The organism is Abiotrophia sp., from assembly GCF_057275535.1.
Map to the genome: position 1 here is coordinate 19,998 of NZ_DBHIRJ010000001.1, position 21,610 is coordinate 41,607.

Genomic DNA, 21,610 nt, shown 5'->3' on the forward strand with positions numbered 1-21,610 from the left:
CCACCTCTCTTAGTCTAGCGGATCTGGTAAGGCCAAGAAGGCTGCTTCCTCAACATCAGTCAAACGCACCAGCCAAGATTCTGCTGGATTGGCTGAGTTAAGCAAGGTTGGCTGATCTTGAGCAGCTGAGTTAAGCTCCACAATACGACCAGACAGGGGTGAGAAGATATCTAAGACCGTCTTAGAGGCTTCCAAACTTAAGAGGGAGTCGCCAGCCTCGACTTGGCTTTGGCGGGTAAATTCCACATAGCCGACCGTTCCGACATCGTCTTGTAATTCTGGGGTCATGCTGAGGGTGTAGATATCCCCTTCTTTTTCAACCCATAAATAGTTACCTAATTTCTTCATTATAATTCCTCCGATTTCTTGTCTTTATTTAGTTGATAGGCTTGTGCTAAAGCCTGGAGTGTTGCTTGACGATTTTTAATATCTGGCACTAAGGGAATAACCATCAGCTCCTCAAGGTCTAGACTAGCTGCCAAGTCATCTAGCTGCTGCTTGACTTGATCGAGGGTGCCCACGACCACACGCTGGCGGTTGATTTCTATCTGTGCTCGGTCCTCCTGGCTTAGGGGATAAGCGGCCGCCTCTTGGACTGTTGGAAAGGTCTTGAACTCAGCATAATCTTGCTTACCCAGTTGCCAGATGTCTAAGGCTGATAGGAGTTGCTGACACTGAGTCTCATCCTGACCTAAGACCACAAAGACCGCCAAGCTAGCCTGCGGCTTGTGGCCTGCTTCTTGGCAGGCAGCTCGATAAGTGTTTAAGGCTTCTTGGGCACTGGCAAGTGGGTCTTTGCCAGGTGCTAGGAAATAGCCATAGACATAAGCCTGACCCAAACTTCCTGCTAACTGGGCTGAGTGAAGGCCAGCCGACAGCAACCATAAGGCCTCCTGGCTAGGTCCTGCCGCGTGCAAACCAACTGATTCTGGATCCGCCAAATACTCAACCAAATCCGTCACTTGCTGGGCATAATCTGAACGCTTAAGTTCAGCCGTGCCCATCAATTCTCTGACAGCGCTGGTACCTGGATTATTTCCTAAGCCCACATTGACACGACCTGGGTAGAGAGACCTGAGGGTAGTCACCCACTCTGCTACCTTATAAGGCTGGTAGTGAGGTAGCATGATGCCACCCGAACCAATCATAATACGCTGCGTTTTGCCTAGCAAATGCATAATCATGAGCTCTGGGCTAGCGCTGGCGAGGGCTGGCACCTGATGGTGCTCGGCCACCCAGAATCGGTGATAGCCCAATTCATCTGCTAATTGCGCCAGGGCCACTGTCTCCCTTAGGGCTTCTTGGCTTGTTCGGCCACTGTCTACCATGGCATAATCCAAAACACTTAATAACATGTGACCCCTCCATTTTCATCAATAATTTTATTATCAATCAGACCTAGGGGATTGTCAACTCATGGCGATTGACCAGAAGAATTTTTCGTGCTAACGTGTAAGTATCTGATTATGCTAGCTGATTGAACAGCTGCTGAAGGAGTGTCTCACATGTCATCCCCCCTGCTTAGCCCACAAAGTCTAGGTTCCCATAGCTTAGCTAATTGCTTCGTCCTCTCACCTATGACCACCAATTCCTCGACCGCGCAAGGCCACATTACCGAAGAAGACTTGGCCTACTCACGCCGTCGAGCTCAGTCTGCCCCCCTACAAATCACCGGGGCTGCCTACATTCATCCCCAAGGACAACTCTTCGAATTTGGACCCAGTCTAGCTGAGGATGCCTGTGTTCCTGGTTTGACAAAACTTGCTCAGGCTATGCAGCAAGATGGCGCCAAGGCGCTCATCCAATTGACCCACGCGGGGCGATTTGCGGAGCCCTACCTGCGACGTCAGGGCTATGTTTACGGCCCCAGCCCAATGACCCTGAATTCTCCTATCCCCCATCAAGTCAAAGCCTTAGATCAGTCACAGATTAAGGCCATTATTGGCTACTATGCGGATGCAACGCGGCGGGCCATTCAAGCGGGCTTTGCCGGCATCGAGTTATCCAGTGCCCAACGTTTGCTGCCTCAGTCCTTCTTATCTACCTTCTCTAACCAGCGGACGGATGCATATGGGGCTGATAGTCTAGAAAATCGCGCCCGCTTTATTTTAGAAATTTGGGATGCCATCATGGAGGTCGTGGACCGACTGGCGCCGCCTGGCTTTATCCTAGGCTATCGCTGTACGCCTGAGGAAACGCGCGGCCAAGAAGTGGGCTATACAGTAGAAGAATTCAATCAAGTGACGGATTGGATTTTAGAGCGTGTTCCCTTGGACTACCTCTGCCTGGCAAGTTGGGGACGGCATGTCTTCCGTAACCGCGTAAGAGCTGCGGGACCCCATCAAGGCCGTCTAATCAACCAAGTCGTCCATGAGCATCTAGCCGGTCGACTCCCTCTCATGGTAACGGGTGGCATTAACTCTATTGCCAAGGCCCAAGAAGTCTTAGAACATGCTGAATTAGTTGGGATTTCTACTCCCTTTGTGGCGGATCCAGACTTTGTCAATAAGTTTGCTGCAGGAGATCCTAATCCAATCAATCTGCAGATTAGTCCTGAAGACTTGGCAGACTTGGCTATTCCTCAAGCTGCCTTCAAGGACATTGTTCGCATGATGGATATCGGCCAGGCCCTGCCACAAGATACCCGCGACCAATTCCGCAAGCTAGAGCAGAATTATAAGGGTGATAAGACCTTCAAAGAAGTTTAAACTTCCTATTATGTAGCTAGAAAAAGAGGCTGGAATATCCAGCCTCTTTGCTTGTCTTAACGACGTTTCTTCAATTTTTTGAGTTTGCGTTGTAAGTCCTTTTCAGCCTTACGTTTAGCTAACTGTTCTGGTGTCATGAAGTCGGTATCGCTCATACCGCCGCCACCCATACCTGGTAAGCCACCGCCGCCTTGTTGGAGTTGGGCCATCATTTTCTTCATACCGCCCATCTTACCATTAGACATTTGGCTCATCATATCGCGTGACTGATTGAACTGTTTAATCATGCGGTTAACATCAGCTAAGGACTGACCACAACCAGCTGCAATCCGTTTACGACGGCTCTGAGAGATAATATCTGGATTCTCGCGTTCGGCTGGTGTCATGGAGAGGACAATGGCCTTAACACGCGCCATATCCTTCTGGTTGACATCCAATTCATCTAGGCCAGGAATCTTGTTAATCCCAGGGATTAACTTAATCAAGTCCTTGAGCGGGCCCATCTTGTTGACTTGGTCCATTTGCTCGATAAAGTCATTAAAGTCAAAGCTGTTGGCCTTAATCTTATCCGCCATCTCTTGGGCGCGGGCTTCATCAAACTCCTGTTGAGCCTTCTCAATCAGGGTCATCATGTCCCCCATACCCAGAATCCGGCTAGACATACGGTCTGGATAGAATGGCTCCAGGGCATCTAGTTTTTCACCTTGACCGGTGAACTTAATTGGACGGTCAATGATTGAGCGAATCGATAAAGCCGCCCCGCCCCGGGTATCCCCATCTAATTTGGTGATAATCACACCAGTGATATCCAGAGAATCGTTGAAGGCTTTAGCCACGTTGACCGCGTCTTGACCGGTCATGGCATCCACTGTCAGAAGAATTTCGTGCGGGTTAACCGCTGCCTTAATCTGACGTAACTCTTCCATCAGGGTCTCATCGACGTGCAGACGACCTGCCGTATCGATTAAGACCACATCATTGCCTTGTATACGGGCTTGAGCAACCGCTTGGCGGGCAATTTCAACTGGGCTAACATCAGAACCTAAGCTAAAGACATCAAAGCCTAGTTGCTGGCCGATAGTTTGGAGCTGGGCAATGGCCGCTGGACGGTAAATATCGCCCGCTACCAGTAAAGGACGCTTCTTGCCTTGGGCTTGGACGTATTTGGCCAATTTACCCACGGTTGTCGTCTTCCCGGCCCCTTGGAGACCAGCCATCATGATAATGGTTGGCGGTTGAGTCGCAAAGTTAAGTGGCACCTGTTCGCCACCCATGAGGGCGGTTAATTCTTCGTCAACAATCTTGACTACTTGTTGAGCAGGTGATAAAGAAGCCAAGACATCTGAGCCTAAGGCCCGTTCATTGACTGTCTTAACAAAGCTCTTCACCACTTGGAAGTTGACGTCGGCCTCTAAGAGGGCTAGACGAATCTCCCGCATCATCTGTCTTAAATCTGCTTCGCTAATGGTACCTCCGGCACCAATGCCGCTAATGGCATTCTGCAAGCGTTCGGATAATCCTTCAAACGCCATTGTTTTCCTCCTTCTTGGCTAGCACTCAACTAGCCCCATGTTTTGATTTTATCTTGTTCATAATTACAGGATCAAGCTACTGATCCATAGCCCGTATTTCTGCTAGGAAAGCCTGACCCGCCTCATCCGTATGACTGGCTAGCTGGTCTAGCAAGGCTAGTCTTGCCTCTCGACGTGCTAAGAGATGGAGCTGATCTTCATAATGTTCTAAAATCTGCTCAGCCCGCTTCAAATTATCCCGGACAGCCTGGCGACTAATGTCATAGTGGCCGGCAATTTCGGCCAGGGAAAAATCTTCCTCATAGTAGAGCCCTAGCATGGCCTGTTGCTTGTCAGTCAGAAGCCCGCCGTAAAAACCAAGCAGCTGGTTGACCCGCATTACTTTTGCTAAATCCATTAGAGACGCCTACCCTTCAGGATATTGAATATAGGCAGCCAGGCGATTGGCCAAATCCGTTGAAGTTGCGTGTTCTAAGAGCTCAGCCAATTCGTGGACTTCGGTCTTAGTATAGCCTAGTTTGTGCTCTAAGAAATACTCCCAGATTTCATGCTTACGTACTAATTCAATGGCTAATTTCTTGCCCTGAGGCGTCAGCATGGCCCCGCTATAGGGCTTATAGGCAACCAAGCCTTCTTGGGCTAATTTAGTAATCATCTCACTCACCGAAGGGGGGGCTACATTGAGACCAGTGGCAATTTCCTTGTTAGAAACATATTGGCCATGACCTGCCTCGTGAATGAACTTAAGGTAGTCTTCTTGACTTTGGCTTTTTTTCATTGCGACACCTCGTCTCCTAATCCTTCTTGTCTTATTTTACCATGTTTCTAGAGTCAAGACAAACTAGATTAGGCCTGCCTAAGTCTTAATGTTGTAAAAATAACCTAGTGCCCAAAGAGCACTAGGTTATTTTAGCTATCTGCTTGCAAAAATGATAAGAGATAAGGTTCTAGAATAAAAGCCACACTTACCCCAACTGCCCAGGACAAGGGATAATCGGCTAGGAAGGCAGGGCCAGTTGCCGGCCCAAAGCCAAAGATCAGCAGCTTGAAATAGATGGTCACAGCCGCCGCGACTACCGCACAAATCATGGCGTTCGTTGCCAAACGCAAAGGCCAGCCGCTTAATGACAGAGTTGACTTAAGTGGCTTGGTAATCAAGTCAAAAGGAAAGCCCACGCCGACCAAGACACTGATAATAATGGCTTGTGTCGTATCCACAGCCAACTGTCCCCAAGAAAACTGACTATATTTTATTAAAATAGCGGCTGAAATGGCCGTACTAGCAAAGATGGATAAGAGTAGATTATATTGAATGACAAACTTAAAGGAAGATTGTTTTTGCATAGGGCCTCCTCAAACAGATAGATTGTTAACATTCTATCCTACCCTAAAAAAATCCCACACGCAAGTAAAGTTTTCCTTAAGATTGCGATAATCCAAATAGCAGCGACTTCATCTCCATTACAAAAAGAGGCTGGGCTGACCCAACCTCTCCCTATCTTAATTTTTTACTTCTAGAACATCCTTGACCAAGCTATACATATAGGCTTCGGCATCGAACTTCTTCAAGTCAGTCGCCTTCTCACCGAGACCAATGTACTTAACTGGAATATCTAATTCATAGCGAATGGAGAGGACCACGCCCCCTTTGGCTGTCCCGTCCAACTTAGTCAGCACCAAGCCAGTAATCTCAGTTGCTTCATTGAATTGCTTAGCTTGAATAAGCGCATTTTGCCCGGTTGTTGCATCCAAAGCCAATAGGACTTCTTGGACGCCATTTGGGTTTTCCCGTTCAATGATTCGCTTGATCTTAGCCAATTCTTCCATGAGATTGGCCTTAGTCTGTAGACGACCAGCCGTATCGACTAAGAGATAGTCATAGCCTTCCGCATTGGCTTTCTTAACCGCATCATAGACAACAGCGGCAGGGTCGCCTTGGGCCTTGCCCGTTACCACTGGAATGTCCAGACGCTCGCCCCAGACATTGAGTTGCTCGACAGCACCAGCCCGGAAGGTATCGGCAGCTGCCATCAGGACCTTGTGGCCTTCTTGCTTGAGCTGATAACCAATCTTACCGACCGAGGTTGTCTTCCCTACCCCATTAACCCCGACAAAGAGGATTACGGTAGGGCCATCTGGGTTCTCCTTGAGAGAGACCAGGTTTTGTCCACCCCGTTCATAGACTTGAACCATTTTTTCCAGGAGGACGCGCTTGACATCTTCTGGCTTGTGAACGCCTGTCCGTTCGATTTCATCACGAATAGCATCGGTAATGGCAATAGTCATTGCAAAACCAACGTCCGCCCCGATAAAGGCTTCTTCCAAGTCCTCATAGAACTCCTCATCCACTTCGCGGAAGCTGGTGAAGAGATTGGTCATAATATCAGTGAAGTTGCGACGGGTCTTGGCTGTCCCTTGGTCATAGGAGTCAATGACTATCTGGTCTTCTTTTTTTACTTCTTCTTCTTTGACAACGGCATCTTCCCCGGTAAAGGCACGCCGTATACGATCAAATAACCCCATGGGTTCACCCCTTTCTAAATCTTAGCTGACTTTTGTTTTATACGATAAATTTATGAATAGCGTGAGCTACGCCATCTTCCTCATTGGTCAAGGAGACATATTGGGCGGCTTCCTTGACTTGATCGGTCGCATTGCCCATGGCTACGCCTAGACCTGCTAATTCAATCATGGACAGATCATTTTCTTGGTCCCCCATGGTCATCATTTCTTGCGGACTAATGTCTAAGAGCTCCCCTAATTTAGCTAGGGTATCGCCCTTGCTGACGCCTTTTTTCATGACTTCAAGGAAGAAGGAACGCGACTTGAAGACAGCGTATTGTTCCTTGAAGGCTGGATCTAACTTAGGAATTTGGGCATCCAAATGCTCCTGGGTGGTGACAATGACGAATTTATTAAAGGTATGATCCGGCTCAAAGGTTGTATAATCCTGCACCACATTCGGTACATTGGTGACATTTTCCAAATACAGGGATGGATAGCCTGCAGGATAGGTAGTCGGCTCATAGAGTCGATCTGCATCAATGACATTAATTGGTAAATCCAAATCCTGTGTCACTTGATACCAGGCCAAGACATCTGATGTCCCTAAGGTATTAGAGACCAGTACCTGACCATCTTGAGCCTTCTGCACCATACCACCGTTGAAGGTCACAATGTAATCTTCTGGGTCTACCAAGCCTAAATCAGCTAGGAAATGCTTCATGGCAAAGTAAGGTCGGCCGGTACAGAGCACCACCTTGACCCCCTTGGATTTAGCATAGGCTAGCGCCTGACGATTAGCCTGGGAAACTTCTTTTTGAGCATTGAGTAAGGTACCATCGAGGTCAATGGCAATTAGCTTAATCATAGCCTTCCTCCTTCTATATATGGGTCTGAGTCTAACACTTAGTCGTAGTTGGCTTCACTCAAGCGCACCGAAGCCAACTTGGAGACACCGGATTGTTCCATAGTGACCCCATAGAGTACATCGGCATGTTCCATGGTCCCCTTACGGTGGGTAATGACGATGAACTGCGTATTCTCGGTAAAGTTCTGCAGATATTGGCCGTAACGGAAGACGTTGGCATCATCCAAGGCCGCCTCCACTTCGTCCAAGACACAGAAGGGAACAGGACGCGTCTCCAGAATGGCAAACAAGAGCGCAATGGCAGTAAAGGCCCGCTCGCCCCCAGATAGGAGGGCTAGATGCTGCTTACGCTTGCCTGGCGGTTGGGCGATAATGTCAATCCCTGTTGTCAACAAATCACTTGGATCAGTCAATTGCAGGGCGGCTTCCCCACCGGCAAAGAGTTTCTTAAAGATTTTCTGGAATTGTTGGTTGATTTGATGGAAGGCCTCGCTGAATCGCTTGATTACCTCCGCGTCCATCTCATCCATGGTTTCTTGTAATTGTCCCATAGCAGTCAGAAGATCGGTTTCTTGCTCCCGTAAATGAGTATAACGCTCGTCTAAGGCAGCATAATCGTCAATGGCCGCCAAGTTAATCGGACCAAGATTGTCAATCTGACGCTTAATTTCCTTAACTTGTTGGCTGACTTGACTGGCATCTTCTAGCTGGCTAGCTTCTGTCTTGGCTGCTTCATAGGTCAGTTGATATTCTTGGCTTAAATAATCCAAGTGAGAATCAATCAGGGATTCATTTTTCTCAATCTGAGCCTGTGCTCGCGCTTCATCCTTATAAAGTTGTTGAAGCTGACCTTGGAGTTGGCGATCTTCTTGTTCATGAGCCCGATAGGTCTCGTTGAGAACCCGCCGCGCTTCTCTTAATGCTGCCAGTTCCGCCTGTTGCTCCTGAGCCGTGGCCTCTAAGTCCGCTAATTGCTCTAGCAAATCAGCCGATTGACGCTCTAATTCAGCTAAATCGGCAGAATTCTGATCTGCCAGATTCTCATACTGCATAAGGAAATTCTGACGTTCCTCTAATTGACTCTTAGCTGTTGCCAGGTCATGTCGCAACTGCCGCACTTCTACTTGCTTAACGGCTTCTTGCGTCCGGTAATGGGATAGCGAGGCATCTAGAACTTGTAGTTGCTGTTGGCGATCCTCTTCGCTCAAGTTCAATTGTTGTAAATCCTGACTGAGACGGGCAATGGCCGCTTGGGCTGCCACTAAGTCTTCCTGAGCTTGCTCATAGTGGGCTTCCGCATTGGCAATAGTCTGGCTTAGCTGACTGACTTCGTCTTGGGCAATTAATTGATGTTGGGACTGATGCTTGACTTGGCTAGCCAAGTGACCTAGTCCTTCCTGAGCTTGTTGGAAGGCTAAATCCGCCTGACTCATGCTAAGTCGAGCGGCTTCCACCTGTCCCTGCAAGTCTTGAATTTGGACTTGGAAAGCTTGCCATTCAGCTTCCGCTTGAGCTCGCTCTTTGATGACTTGCGCCAAGTCGGCCTTGGCTGCTTCATACTCTTGGTTACGAGCTAACATGGAGCTAGTTTGTTGCTTCTGGCGTCCACCGGTGATGGAACCACCCGGCATGAGAACTTCTCCATCCAGAGTGACAATCTTGACCTGATGCTTAAGAGCTTTGGCAAGGCTTTGGGCAGCTTCGATTCGGTCACAGACCAAGGTAGTCCCTAACAAATTGGCCACAATGATCTGATTTGCTGGGTCAAACTCCACTAAATCAGAAGCTAGGCCAATAAAACCAGCTGTCTGGCTAGCTGTTTGGATTTGCCCAGCGCCTAGATGGCGGGTCTTCATACTAGCACGAGGCAGGAAGGTAGCACGCCCTGCTTGGGCTTGCTTGAGGTAGGCAATGGCCGCCCGGGCAGCTGCATCATCTGTGACTACTACGTGTTGGACGCTAGCACCTAGGGCCGTATCAATGGCTACTTGGTAGTCAGCCGGTACCTTAATCAGGTCCGCCACTGTGCCTTCAATTCCCTGCAATTGCTTTTTACGCTTCATAATGGCTTTGACGCCTGCGTAATAACCCGCATAGTCTGCTTGCAGCTGGGCCAAGGATTGGACCTTAGCATCCAGCATCTGGCTTTGGCGCTCAAATTGGAAGAGCTTGGCCTGCAAGGCTTCACGCTGGCTATTGCCTTGACGTAACTGCTCATTGAGGGTCTGAAAGGCTTGGCGGGCACTGACTTGAGCCTCACGGCTGCTTTCGTAGCGTTCCTGAGCCTCCAGGTACTGACTCTCTAAGTCTCCTTGATCCGCCTGGGCTTGAGCGGCCTGAGCTTGATAGTGAGCCAGACGTGCTTGGGCTTGTTGCTTAATTTGCTCTTGGTGAGCTAACTGGTTCTTAGCACTGGCTTCAGCCTGATAGGCATCAATTAAGTCTGCTCGCAGGCGCTCAGCCTGGTCTTCAGACAGACCCGCAAGACTGGATCGCTCGGATTCCAGCTTGGCCAGATGTTGCTTAATTTCTGCAAGTTCTAACTGAACCTTGCCTTCTTCTTCCTTCAAGGCTGATAGGCGCTCAGTTAGAGCTTGAGCCTCCGCTTGATGTTGTTGGTAGCTCAGTTGCTTCTCCTGTAAATTGGAGGTATTAAACTGGATTTGTTGATCCAGCATTTGTTGTTTGGCCCTAGTCTGCTCAATGACTTGAACCTGGGCTTGGTTGCGCTCTGATGCTTGATCAATTTGTTGGATATAATCCTCTAAACTGGCTTGTTCTTGCTCCAGTTGAGTGCTTAAGGCCTCTAACTGGGCAGTTACTTGAGCTAATTCTTGGCTAAGGGCCTGGTTCTTAGCCTTGGCCGCTTGCCAGGCATCACGATATTGTTCAACCTGATAGACATAGAGGGAAATCTCTAATTGCTTGAGGGCTTCCTTCTGTTCCAAATAAAGCAAGGCTGCTTCCTGTTGTTGCTTGAGCGGCTTGAGTTGGAGCTCCAACTCATGAATAATGTCCCGTACCCGGCTAAGGTGGTCGCTGGATTTGCTGAGTTTGCGCTCAGCTTCTTGCTTACGGAATTGATACTTCTGGACCCCTGCCGCCTCTTCAAAAATAGAACGGCGTTCTTCCGGCTTATTGAGGAAGATGGACTCCACCTTACCTTGGGAAATCATGGCAAAACTGTTCTTACCCAAACCAGAGTCTAGGAGTAAGTCGACGATGTCCTTGAGGCGAACTGCTTCATTATTAATGAAGTACTGAGATTCCCCATTACGGTTATAGGAACGCGTAATGGAAATTTCGCTAAAATCATAGTCCAAGTAACGGTCTTCGTTATTGAGTACCAGGGTGACTTTGGCTAGGTTGACCGCCTTACGGGCTTGGGTCCCGTTAAAGATGACGTCCTCCATCTTATTGCCCCGTAGGCTTTTAGCGGATTGTTCCCCTAAGACCCAACGAATAGCTTCCGAGAGGTTAGACTTGCCCGACCCATTAGGGCCGACGACCGCCGTCATGCCGCGGTCAAATTCAATGACAGTCTTATCGGCAAAAGACTTAAAACCTGTCATTTCAATACGTGCTAAATACAAGGCTTAACCTCCCTTTCTAATAGTTGAATCTGGCAACTTGAGGCTGCCGGTTTTTGGATCTACGGATGCCATGCCCTGTTCTGCCGCCTGCATTTCGGCTTGCTTCTTGCTAGATCCCTGTCCAGTGGCAATGTGCTGGTCATTAACATAGAGCTCTACGGTAAAAATTTGGTCGTGGGCAGGCCCCTGCTTATCTTTGAGACGATAGTCAATCTGAACCGCCCCTTGCTTTTGAACTCGCTCTTGGAAGAGGGTCTTGTGGTCTTGAGTTACTCTGCCTAGCAAGAGTTGATGTTGACTGAACATGACCTGGTTGAGATAGTCTTTTGCGACCTCTAAGCCTTGATCTTCATAGATTGCGCCGAGAACCGCTTCGAAGCAGTCAGCTAGAATCGAGTCACGCTCCCGACCACCGCTGGACTCTTCTCCCTTACCTAATTGGAGAAAATGGTTGAACTTAAGTTGTCGGGCTAGGTAGGCCAGACTCTTCTCTTGTACGATTTGAGCTCTCATACGAGTTAATTTGCCTTCGGGTAAGTTTGGATAGCTGTGATAGAGAAATTCACTGGATAGTAGTTCTAAAACGGCATCTCCTAAAAATTCCAAGCGCTCATAATGCGGCAAATGGCGTCTGGCTTGTTCATTTGCATAGGATGTATGGCGAAAGGCTTGTTGAATTAATTCCGGCTTATTGAAAGTCAGATTCAACTGCTTTTCTATTACACGAATGGTCCGATTCATAGCCATTCACCTCCTCTCTTTCATCCTATCTATTTTATCACGTTTGACCCCCTTTTGACAAAGGGAAGTCGAGCTATAATCTAAAACTATAAGGTCTAATAGTAATTTAACATAGGCTATTCGCTCATATTGCCTTGAAAAGGCTTGAAAATAGGAGTAAACTGTTACAGTATCTTATAATTATTTGTGGAGGAATATAAATGAATCATTCCGTACTGCGTAAAGCAGCGATTTTAGGCTTGGCTGCCTTTACCTTGGCAGGGACCATCAGCCCTGCAGTTAATGCGCAAGTTGCGCTTGAGACAAGCGTCGACAACGAAGGGACCCCTATTCAAGGTGGCACTTTGAAAATTGCGGAGGTTGCTGGCGAACCATTTGCTGGCGCCTTCAGCTCTTTAGTCGCTGACCAAGCGACTGACTTAAGCGTCGTAGGCTACATCAACACTGGGCTCTTTGAATATGACGAAAACCTTCAAATCAAGGATACCGGTTTAGCAAGTGCCAAACTAGATCCAGAGAACAAGAAAGTGACCATCACCATTCGTAAAGACCAAAAATGGTCAGATGGCCAACCCCTTACCATTGATGACGTCATCGCGCCTTACTATATTGTCGCTCACAAGGACTACACTGGGATTCGTTACGGAGAAGATTTCAAGAACGTAGTCGGGATCGAAGACTACCACGAAGGCAAGACGGATACTATTTCAGGTCTTAAGAAAATTGACGACTATACCTTAGAAATCAGCTATCAAACCTTCTCAGCTTCTATGAAGCAAGTTGGGGGCGGGATTTCTCCATATGTAGAACCTAAACATATTTATGACAAGATTGCCGTTAAGGATATTGCCGATAGCGACCAAGTACGCGTAAATCCAGTCGGCATGGGCCCATTCCGCGTCAAATCCATCACACCAGGTGAAGCCATTGTCTTAGAAGCCAACGAATACTACTTCAAGGGCAAACCAAAAGTTGACGGTGCTGTCATTGAGGTGGTCAACCCATCTACCGCCGTAGCTGAAATGAAAGCTGGTAACTATGACCTGGCTGAATTGCCAACTGATGCTTACGACACCTTTAAGGATGCCACCAACTTCAAGACCATTGGGACAGTTGAAAACACCTATTCCTACATTGGCTTCAAGTTTGGTAGCTGGAACAAGGAGAAGGAAGAAGTTGAGATGGACACTAGCAAGGTCATCCAACAAAAGGCTTTACGACAAGCCATGGCTTACGCCTTCGATGCAGATGCTGTAGGTCAACGCTTCTTCAGCGGCCTCCGCTTCCGTGCCAACACCTTGATTCCTTCCCTCTTCAAGAGCGTGCACGCTTCAGATCTTCCAGGCTTTACTTATGACCCAGAAAAATCTAAACAAATCTTAGCTGATGCGGGCTTTGTCGACAAAGATGGCGACGGCTTCGTAGAAGATCCTAACGGTAAGCCATTCACCCTCAAATTCTTAGCTCGTAGCTCAAGTGATATTGCTGAACCACTCTGGTCCTACTTCGTTGAGTCTTGGAAGCAAGTAGGGATTAATGTCGAATTGTTAGACGGTCGTCTCTATGACTTTAACTCCTATGCTGAAATGCTCCGTGGCGATGATCAATCCTTTGATGTCTTCGAAGGGGCTTGGGGTACCGGTGGTGACCCAAATCCAACTGGTTTCTATAGTAAGAAAGCACCATTTAACTACGAACGTTGGGCTGACGACAAGAACGAAGAATTGCTAGAAGCCCTCTCTTCTGACAAGGCCTTCGATGAAGCCTACCGTAAGGAAGCCTTCCACGCATGGCAAGCTTACACCAACGAAGAGCTTCCTGCTATTCCTTACCTCTACCGTTACGGTATCCGTTCTGTCAACAACCGTGTTAAACACTATGATGTTGCTACCGGCACAAGCTTCGGGATCGAGCAGTTAGAATTGACGGCTGACGAACCAATCAAATAATTCGGCTACTGCCCTAGGCTAGGATTACCGCATGTAATCCTAGCCTATTATTTTTCTTCAAGCAAAAAAGATGCAAGACTAGAAAGTCCTTGCATCTTTTTTGTCTTATTCTTTGACCGGTTGATCAGCAGTCAATTCTACATCTTGCCATTCAGTCCCAGAACCTAGGGTAATATCATAGTTCTTGACCCGATTGTTAATTGAAACAAGGGTATGACGGTAGAGCGTTGGAATAACAGGCGCTTCTTCAATTACGTATTTTTGCCATTCATCGTAGGCTTTCTTACGGGTTGCATCTTCGAAGGCTGCATCAGAGTTAATAGCTGCTAAGAGCTTATCGTTTTCGTCAGTTGCCCAACGCATAGAGTTGAACTGGTTGTCGCGACCAAATTGAGTAGATGGGTTTGGGTCGCCCCCTACCCCCATGGCAGCTTGGAAGACATCAATATCTGCGTCCTTATCTAGGAGATCGTAGAAGGTGTTGAACTCAAGCAAACGACCTTCATAGAGTTCAACGTTCACCCCAATTTGTTTCCAAGCATCAACATAGTATTGTGCAATTGGTTCAGCTACATCAGAACCTGACATAGAAGCGAAGGTCAGCTTGAAGCTATTACCCTTAGGATCTTCCACGAAGCCATCGCCATCTTTGTCGACAAAGCCGGCATCAGCCAAGATCTGTTTAGCCTTCTCTGGTTGGTAGGTGTAACCTTCGATGCTACCATCGTTGTAGCTTGCGAACATGGATGGAATTGGAGAGTTTGCCCGCACCCGTAAGCCTTCGTAGAAACGTTTGCCAATGGCATCATTATCAATGGCGTAACCCATGGCTTGACGGAGCGCTTTATTGGACACTGGCTTGCTGTCATCTGGTTGTACTTGCTCTTTTTCCTTATTCCAAGTCCCAACATGGAAACCAATGTAGCTGTAGACGTTTGTCAGACGACCTAAGGTCTTGAAGTTGCTTGCATCCTTATATGTGTTGTAAGCATCCTCTGGTAATGACGCATAGTCATAGTTACCTGCCTTCATTTCTGACACAGCCGTTGAGGCGTTGACCACATCGACTTGTAGGCCTGCTAATTTAGGCTTGCCTTTGTAGTAGTTGTCATTACGTTCGAAGACAACAGACTCACCTGGGGTAATGGATTTAACCTTGAAAGGCCCGAAGCCGACTGGATTTGTCCGAACTTGTTCGCTATCTTCAAGATCCTTGACTGGTGTTTTCTCTAAGATGTGCTTAGGTTCGACGTAGGAGGATACCCCACCACCTGCTTGGAGCATGGAAGCTGAGAATTCCTTATAGCTAATCTCTAAGGTGTAATCATCTATCTTCTTAAGACCAGAGATGGTGTCAGACTTACCTTCATGGTATTCTTCCATCCCGACAACGTTCTTGAAGTCAGAACCATAACGGATACCGGTATAGTCCTTGTGCCCTACTACATAGTATGGATAGATAACATCCTCAATGGTGAGGGGCTGGCCATCTGTCCAGGTCACCCCTTCCGGAATCTTGATGGTGACTTTCTTGTTAGCTTGGTCAAAGGTCAACTTAGCCAAACCAGAATCGTCAATCTTATAGTCGCCATCATAACCGTAGAGGCCTGGGTTGATAAAACCAGTAATGGTCATATCATTAGATTTCTCAGCGTAAAGACTGCTGAGTGCGCCAGAGAAGGGATCCCCAACTAAGGCATATTTGAATACTCCACCCTCAATGGCTGTTCCTTCGTTAGAAACAGATAAGGGCAAATCGCCTTCAGCCACAGCTGTCACTGAAGGCACCATAATGGCGCCGACAGAAAAGGCCGTAGCCATAAGGGTAAGACTTTTTCTCAAAGTTTTGTTCATGTTTTTCTCCTCCAAACATAGGTGTCATTTAATTATTGAGTTTACTATACTCCTTTTCATATTGAAAAGCAATAGTTTTTTCACTTATTTTTAATTTTTGTATCATATTCCGATGCTTTTAGCCATTAAAAGGCCACTCAACACTCAGAATTACTAGGCCATCATCCCCAGAAATGACAAAAAAGGCTGGGATAATCCCAGCCTCTTGTGCGTTCTTAGACGCCTATTCCTTGATTGGTGAATCGGCCGTTAATTCTACTTGGTTCCAGTCGAAGTCAACCCCTGGAGTTGCATCATAGTGCTTAATCCGGTTGTTAAAGGATGTTAACTGGTAACGATAGAGAGTTGGCACCATTGGGACTTCATCCATGATGAAGTCTTGCCATTTCTTGAAGGCTTCCTTACGGTAATCCGCGTCAAAGGAAGCATCAGAGCGGATGTCTTTGAGTAAGCTATCATTTTGATCACTAGCATAACGCATATAGTTGAATTGGGCGTTACGACCAAACATAAAGGCTGGGTTAGGATCCCCGCCGAAGCCCATAGCGGCTGAGAAGACATCAATGTCTGCATCCGTCCCTAAGAGATCATAGAAGGAGTTAAACTCATGCAAACGACCTTCATAGAGTTCGACATTAATGCCGACTTGCTTCCAAGCATCTACATAATATTGGGCAATTGGCTCAGCCACATCAGTCCCTGACATGGCCAAGTACTTGAGGCTAAATTGATTACCCTTAGGATCTTCAACGAAGCCGTCGCCATCCTTGTCTACGAATCCAGCATCGGCTAAGATTTGCTTGGCTTTTTCTGGTTGGTAGGTATAGCCTTCACGACTGCTATCCGCAATATCCTTAAAGGTTGGCGGAATTGGCGAGTTGGCCTGCCAACGTAACCCTTCATAGAAACGCTGACCGATTGCGCCATTGTCCACAGCATAGCCCATGGCTTGTCGCAGACTCTTGTTATTGACAATCTTGCTTTCATCTACTTCAACTTCTTGCTTATCAGCATTCCATTTACCTAAGTGGAAACCAAGGTATTGAACTGTATTCTCTACTTGTCCAATAGTCTTGAAGTTAGTAGCATCCTTATAGGTACTATAAGAATCGGCAGGTAGACTAGCTACGTCATAGTTGCCGGCTTTCATCTCAGAGACAGCGGTTGAAGAGTTGACTACATCCATTTGAACTTTGTCAATCTTAGGTTTACCCTTGTAGTAGTATTCATTGGCTTCTAAGATGACAGATTCACCTGGTGTAATGGACTTAACCTTGAAAGGCCCAAAACCAACCGGATTCTTACGCACAAGGTCACTGTCTACTTGTTCCTTAATTGGAATATTCTCATAGGCATGTTTAGGAACTAGATAGTTACTCACCCCACCCCAAGCTTGTAGCATAGAGTTGGAGAATTCCTTATAAGTCACTTCTAAGGTATAATCATCAACCTTCTTCAAACCTGAAATAGTATCGGTCGTACCTGCGTGATATTCTTCCATCCCCACGACATTTTGGAAGTCAGAACCATAACGGACACCCGTATAGTCCTTGTGACCGATGACATAGTATGGATAGATAACATCCTCAATAGTGATTGGCTCGCCATCATCCCATTTAGTTCCTTGCGGAATGGTGATAGTTACCTTCTTGTTATCCTTGTCGAACTTGATTTTACCAAAGCCAGAGTCATCTAACTTATAGTTGGCGTCATTCCCAAACAAGTTAGGAGAGAACATCGCAACAATTTCATAGTCCTTGCCGTTATCGGAGTAAAGCGGAGATAGAACACCTGAGAAGGGATCCCCAACCATGGCATACTTGAGGGTCCCACCTGAAATCGGTGTCCCTTCATTATCGATTACTGTAGATAAATTAGCATCTTGAGCTTGAGCACTTGCCCAAGGGCCCAACATGCCGACTACAGATAATCCTGCTACCAATGCAGTCAAGGACTTGCTAATACGACTTTTCATAAGATTTCCTCCTTCATATTGGCTTAGTCATTACGATTAAGGATACTATAACTGATAACTGAGAAAATATCAAGAGATTTCTTCATCGTTCTCTCATCTTCAGCTTATCATATACTCATATTAAAGCTTAAGTAAACCGCTTGATAAAGGATATGGTAACGATTTCTGAATCAATCAATTCTTTTGTTATTTTTCTTGTTAAAATCCCCTCTTAACTTGCTCAGATGCAAAAGAGACTAGGACAAATGTCCTAGTCTCTTTTCATTAATCTGAATTATTTAACTGGTTGATCAGCAGTCAATTCGATTTCAGAAAGGTCAAATGTTGAACCTACTTTGAAGTCAAAGTGTTTCACACGGTTGTTAACTGACACTAACTCTTGACGGAAGAGAGTTGGAACAACAGGTGCTTCTTCAGTGAAGTATGTTTGCCAGTCAGTGAAGGCTTTCTTACGGAATGCTTCGTCGAAGGATTCAGTAGAACCTAAAGCATCCAAGAGCTTGTCGTTCTCTTCAGTTGCCCAACGAGTGTAGTTGAAGGCTGCCTTACGGCCAAACAAGTTAGTTGGGTTTGGATCCCCACCTACCCCGAAGGCTGCTTGGTAGACATCAACGTCACCGTCAGTCTTGAGCAAGTCATAGAAGGCGTTGAATTCCATGAGACGACCGTCCACAAGCTCAACGTTAATCCCTACTTGTTTCCAAGAGTCGATGTAGTATTGAGCGATTGGTTCAGCAGTTGCGCCCCCTTGCATAGAAGCAAATTTAAGGGTGAAGCTCTTACCGTTTGGATCTTCTACGAAACCGTCACCGTCTTTGTCAACGAACCCAGCATCTGCAAGGATCTGTTTAGATTTTTCTGGTTGGTAGGTGTAACCTTCGATAGAACCATCATTGTAGCCCTTAAAGACAGGAGGAATAGTGGTATTAGCACGTGTACGTAAACCGTTGTAGAACTTCTGACCAATTGCATCGTTGTCAACAGCGTAACCCATAGCTTGACGGAGAGCTTTATTAGAGACAACGCGACTTGGGTCGTACTCAACTTCCTTCTTATCAGCGTTCCATTTACCCATCTTGAAACCGATGTAGCTCATGGCGTTTTGCCAGTGACCTAAGGTCTTGAAGTTAGTTGCGTCCGCATAAGTTGGGTATTCATCAGAAGACAACTTAGCGATATCGTAGTTACCTGCCTTCATTTCTGAAACAGCAGTCGAAGGGTTGACTACATCTAATTGCATGCCATCTACTTTTGGCTTGCCTTTGTAGTAGTATTCGTTGGCTTCGAAAGTAACAGATTCCCCTGGTGTAATGGATTTAACACGGAAAGGACCGTTCCCTACTGGGTTCTTACGAACTGCATCTGAATCTTCTTGTTCAGCAATTGGAATTTTCTCAAGAACGTGCTTAGGTGCGATATATTGAGAAACACCGCCCCCTGCTTGTAACATCCCAGCTGGGAATTCCTTGTAGGATACTTCTAAGGTCCAGTCATCAACACGCTTAAGACCTGAGATTTCTTCAGCTTTACCTTCATGGTATTCTGCCATCCCTACAACGTTCTCAAAGTCATCGCCATAACGAATCCCAGTGTAGTCTTTGTGACCTACAACATAGTAAGGATAGATAACGTCATCGATAGTTAATGGCTCGCCATCATCCCATTTAGTGTTTTCAGGGATTTTGATGGTTACTTTCTTGTTGTCCTTATCAAAGGTCAGCTTTGCAAAACCATCATTAGTGATGACAAAGTTCTCATCAAAACTGTATAAACCAGTTGTAAAGTTCTCAACGACATCTCCATCCGGACCTGTTTCATAATAGAGTTGGCTTAAGACACCCGCAAATGGGTCCCCGACCAAGGCAACTTTCAAAGTCCCACCTGAGATTGGTGTGCCTTCGTTATCTACCACTTCTGGTAATTTAGCACCTTCAGCGTGGGCCAAGGTTGGCGCAAAAGCACCAGCTACCGTAAAAGCAGCAGCTACTAAAGCTAAGCTCTTCTTCATAGACTTCTTCATATTGTACCCCCAATGGATAATATTTTATATGACCTTATTCTACCCTTTTTAACTCAGAATAGCAAGCGATTTATTATAATTTTCTCACTTTATATTCATGTTTTTGTAGGGAAAAATTTATTTAGGTCAAATCTGACTCTATTTGGACAGAAAAAGTGAATTTTGGTAGACAAATCATCCTTAAATACATGCAAGGTTGTTAGTCTTCATGTCCCTACTCATCAATATAAACTGGACGTAAGTTATTGGATCGGCCAAAAGGCAATACTTCAAATTGCTTAACCTTCGGCTTGAGTAAGTAGGCTGCACTAGCTTGATAGATAGGTGCGACCACGCCATCTTCTTTGACTAAAATTCTCTCTGCCTCAATTAAGGTCTCGCGACGCTTGGCAGGGTCTTTGGCATAGTCATTGCGAGCTAATTCGACTAACTTATCAAATTCAGGGTTGGCATATTTGGCGAAGTTAGTCCCGCCACCCGTCTTATACTGTTCAATAAAGTTGACCGCATCCTGATATTCAGGAGTCCAAGTCCCATAGAAAATATCGTAGTCCAGTTTACGCTGAATCTCCAGACGATTCTTAAGTGGCACCGATAGGACGCTTAGCTTGAGACCTGGTAAATTCTTCTCCAGCTCTTCCTTGAGGAATTCGGCAGTACGTTTGGAGAGGCCCACATCCGACGTCAGGAGCTGTAACTCAATCGTCTCTTGGCCTAGTTCTTCCTTAGCTTTAGCCCAATCTGCTTGTGCTGCTTGGACATCGTAGGTCAACATTGGGCCTGCCTTGTCTTGATAATCCTCACCTGCTTCATTGACATCAAAGGCTTTTGGCACTAAGTTGTTGAGTGGCTGAGAGCCATCCTGAATAACGGAATCTGCATAGACTTGCTTATCAAATGCCTGAGCAATAGCCCGACGAAGTGCTGCATTGCCTGTTCTTGGACGAGTGGTATTAAAGCTCAGGTAACCGATGGTCGCTTTGGGAATGCTGTGGAAGTCTGGCGCACCTGCGTATTCTTGGACAAATTGGTCGGACAAGGTCGTAAAGTCCAACTGATTGCTATCAAATAAATCTGCCCCAGTCGAATTCTCCTTAATGACTTGTTGATGCACCTGTGTCAGATAAACATGACTAGCATCCCAGTATTGAGGATTTTTAACTAAGTCCCACTCCAGGTTGGTCCCATTCCATCCTTGAATCGTAAAGGGCCCATTAGTCACCACATTATCTGCTGTGGTCCCATAGCTATCCCCTTTTTCTTGGAAGAAGGCTTTGTTAATCGGCATATAGCGAGATCCTGTTAGGATCTTAGCTAGGGCCGGCACGGGGTATTCCAAGGTTAGTTCCAGGGTTTTATCATCAATGGCCTTGACCCCTAATTCTTCCACAGGCTTGTCACCATTGCGGATAGCCGCCCCATTCTTAAGAATTTCAATCGAGGTCACGCTCGTACCAGCTTGACGATCCGCTAGACGCCGGAAGGCCAGCTCAAAGTCTTGTGCTTTGACTGGATCACCATTGGACCAATAAATGTCATCACGCAGGGTGAAGGTATGAGTTAAGCCATCCTCACTGACCTTAACGGAAGCTGCCTGACCTAGTTCTACTTCCTGCGCATTTTTAATTCGATAGAGGCCTTCAAAAACTTGCCCGATCACATCCATACTAGCGATATCTGAGTAGAGGCCAGAATCTAAGGTGGCCAACTCAGACGGGGCTGGAATACTTAGTTTTTGCTCAACGGCAGGGTTAAGGGTTACCTCTTGCGCTGATATCGTCGATTGTTGAGCTGGCAGTAGCGTGCTGGCAGTAAGTCCAAGCGCTAGTAAGGCACGGAAAATAGTCTTGATTCTAGTCATAAGTCAA

At 46.6% G+C, this 21,610-nt stretch carries 16 protein-coding genes; 2 read left to right on the top strand and 14 right to left on the bottom strand.

Translation table 11 applies throughout. The features are described from left to right. Positions 1 to 9 precede the first annotated feature (9 nt). Positions 10 to 348: a glycine cleavage system H family protein gene (locus ACO53F_RS00130; protein ID WP_298077138.1), complete on the bottom strand. Its 339-nt coding sequence runs from the start codon at positions 346 to 348 to the stop codon at positions 10 to 12. Further along, on the bottom strand, positions 348 to 1,355 hold the full coding sequence (locus tag ACO53F_RS00135; protein ID WP_485136851.1) for an LLM class flavin-dependent oxidoreductase: 1,008 nt from the start codon (positions 1,353 to 1,355) through the stop codon (positions 348 to 350). Before ACO53F_RS00135 ends, ACO53F_RS00130 begins: the two co-directional genes overlap by 1 nt. Positions 1,356 to 1,505: 150 nt before the next feature. Here ACO53F_RS00135 and ACO53F_RS00140 point away from each other — a divergent pair, with 150 nt between their 5' ends. Further along, entirely contained in the window at positions 1,506 to 2,708 is a 1,203-nt protein-coding gene (locus ACO53F_RS00140; protein ID WP_485136852.1) for an NADH-dependent flavin oxidoreductase, read from the top strand. Between the two features lie 56 nt (positions 2,709 to 2,764). On the opposite strand, the gene ffh is transcribed toward ACO53F_RS00140, so the two are convergent. The 8 genes from ffh to rnc all read right to left on the bottom strand — a co-directional run bounded on the left by ffh (position 2,765) and on the right by rnc (position 11,944). Beyond that, the gene (ffh, locus tag ACO53F_RS00145; protein ID WP_303885727.1) at positions 2,765 to 4,240 is read right to left on the bottom strand and encodes a signal recognition particle protein; all 1,476 of its coding nucleotides are present in this window, start codon (positions 4,238 to 4,240) and stop codon (positions 2,765 to 2,767) included. Positions 4,241 to 4,316: 76 nt separating this feature from the next. Next, entirely contained in the window at positions 4,317 to 4,637 is a 321-nt protein-coding gene (ylxM, locus tag ACO53F_RS00150) for a YlxM family DNA-binding protein (protein ID WP_485136853.1), read from the bottom strand. A 9-nt stretch (positions 4,638 to 4,646) separates the two neighbouring features. Further along, positions 4,647 to 5,018 (bottom strand): metal-dependent transcriptional regulator, encoded by a 372-nt coding sequence (locus tag ACO53F_RS00155; RefSeq protein WP_070755488.1) that lies wholly within the window; start codon positions 5,016 to 5,018, stop codon positions 4,647 to 4,649. Between the two features lie 131 nt (positions 5,019 to 5,149). Continuing rightward, entirely contained in the window at positions 5,150 to 5,584 is a 435-nt protein-coding gene (locus ACO53F_RS00160) for a hypothetical protein (RefSeq protein ID WP_485136854.1), read from the bottom strand. Between the two features lie 156 nt (positions 5,585 to 5,740). Next, on the bottom strand, positions 5,741 to 6,763 hold the full coding sequence (gene ftsY, locus ACO53F_RS00165) for a signal recognition particle-docking protein FtsY (protein WP_070755486.1): 1,023 nt from the start codon (positions 6,761 to 6,763) through the stop codon (positions 5,741 to 5,743). Positions 6,764 to 6,800: 37 nt separating this feature from the next. Beyond that, complete coding sequence (locus ACO53F_RS00170; protein ID WP_485136855.1) at positions 6,801 to 7,610, bottom strand: Cof-type HAD-IIB family hydrolase; 810 nt, start codon at positions 7,608 to 7,610, stop codon at positions 6,801 to 6,803. A gap of 38 nt (positions 7,611 to 7,648) precedes the next feature. Next, positions 7,649 to 11,203, bottom strand: a complete 3,555-nt coding sequence (smc, locus tag ACO53F_RS00175) for a chromosome segregation protein SMC (RefSeq protein ID WP_485136856.1) — start codon at positions 11,201 to 11,203, stop codon at positions 7,649 to 7,651. Between the two features lie 3 nt (positions 11,204 to 11,206). Continuing rightward, positions 11,207 to 11,944, bottom strand: coding sequence for a ribonuclease III (gene rnc / locus ACO53F_RS00180; RefSeq protein WP_485136857.1), 738 nt, complete (start codon positions 11,942 to 11,944; stop codon positions 11,207 to 11,209). A gap of 200 nt (positions 11,945 to 12,144) precedes the next feature. Here rnc and ACO53F_RS00185 point away from each other — a divergent pair, with 200 nt between their 5' ends. Beyond that, positions 12,145 to 13,893 (top strand): oligopeptide ABC transporter substrate-binding protein, encoded by a 1,749-nt coding sequence (locus tag ACO53F_RS00185; protein ID WP_485136858.1) that lies wholly within the window; start codon positions 12,145 to 12,147, stop codon positions 13,891 to 13,893. 105 nt (positions 13,894 to 13,998) lie between these two features. On the opposite strand, the gene ACO53F_RS00190 is transcribed toward ACO53F_RS00185, so the two are convergent. From ACO53F_RS00190 to ACO53F_RS00205, 4 genes are all read right to left on the bottom strand, one after another. Beyond that, positions 13,999 to 15,747 (bottom strand): oligopeptide ABC transporter substrate-binding protein, encoded by a 1,749-nt coding sequence (locus ACO53F_RS00190; protein ID WP_485136859.1) that lies wholly within the window; start codon positions 15,745 to 15,747, stop codon positions 13,999 to 14,001. Between the two features lie 223 nt (positions 15,748 to 15,970). Next, positions 15,971 to 17,722 carry an oligopeptide ABC transporter substrate-binding protein gene (locus ACO53F_RS00195; RefSeq protein ID WP_485136860.1) on the bottom strand — a complete coding sequence of 584 codons (1,752 nt, stop codon included), beginning with the start codon at positions 17,720 to 17,722 and terminating at the stop codon, positions 15,971 to 15,973. 274 nt (positions 17,723 to 17,996) lie between these two features. Beyond that, complete coding sequence (locus ACO53F_RS00200) at positions 17,997 to 19,742, bottom strand: oligopeptide ABC transporter substrate-binding protein (RefSeq protein WP_485136861.1); 1,746 nt, start codon at positions 19,740 to 19,742, stop codon at positions 17,997 to 17,999. A 214-nt stretch (positions 19,743 to 19,956) separates the two neighbouring features. After that, on the bottom strand, positions 19,957 to 21,603 hold the full coding sequence (locus ACO53F_RS00205) for a peptide ABC transporter substrate-binding protein (protein WP_485136862.1): 1,647 nt from the start codon (positions 21,601 to 21,603) through the stop codon (positions 19,957 to 19,959). Positions 21,604 to 21,610 lie beyond the last annotated feature (7 nt).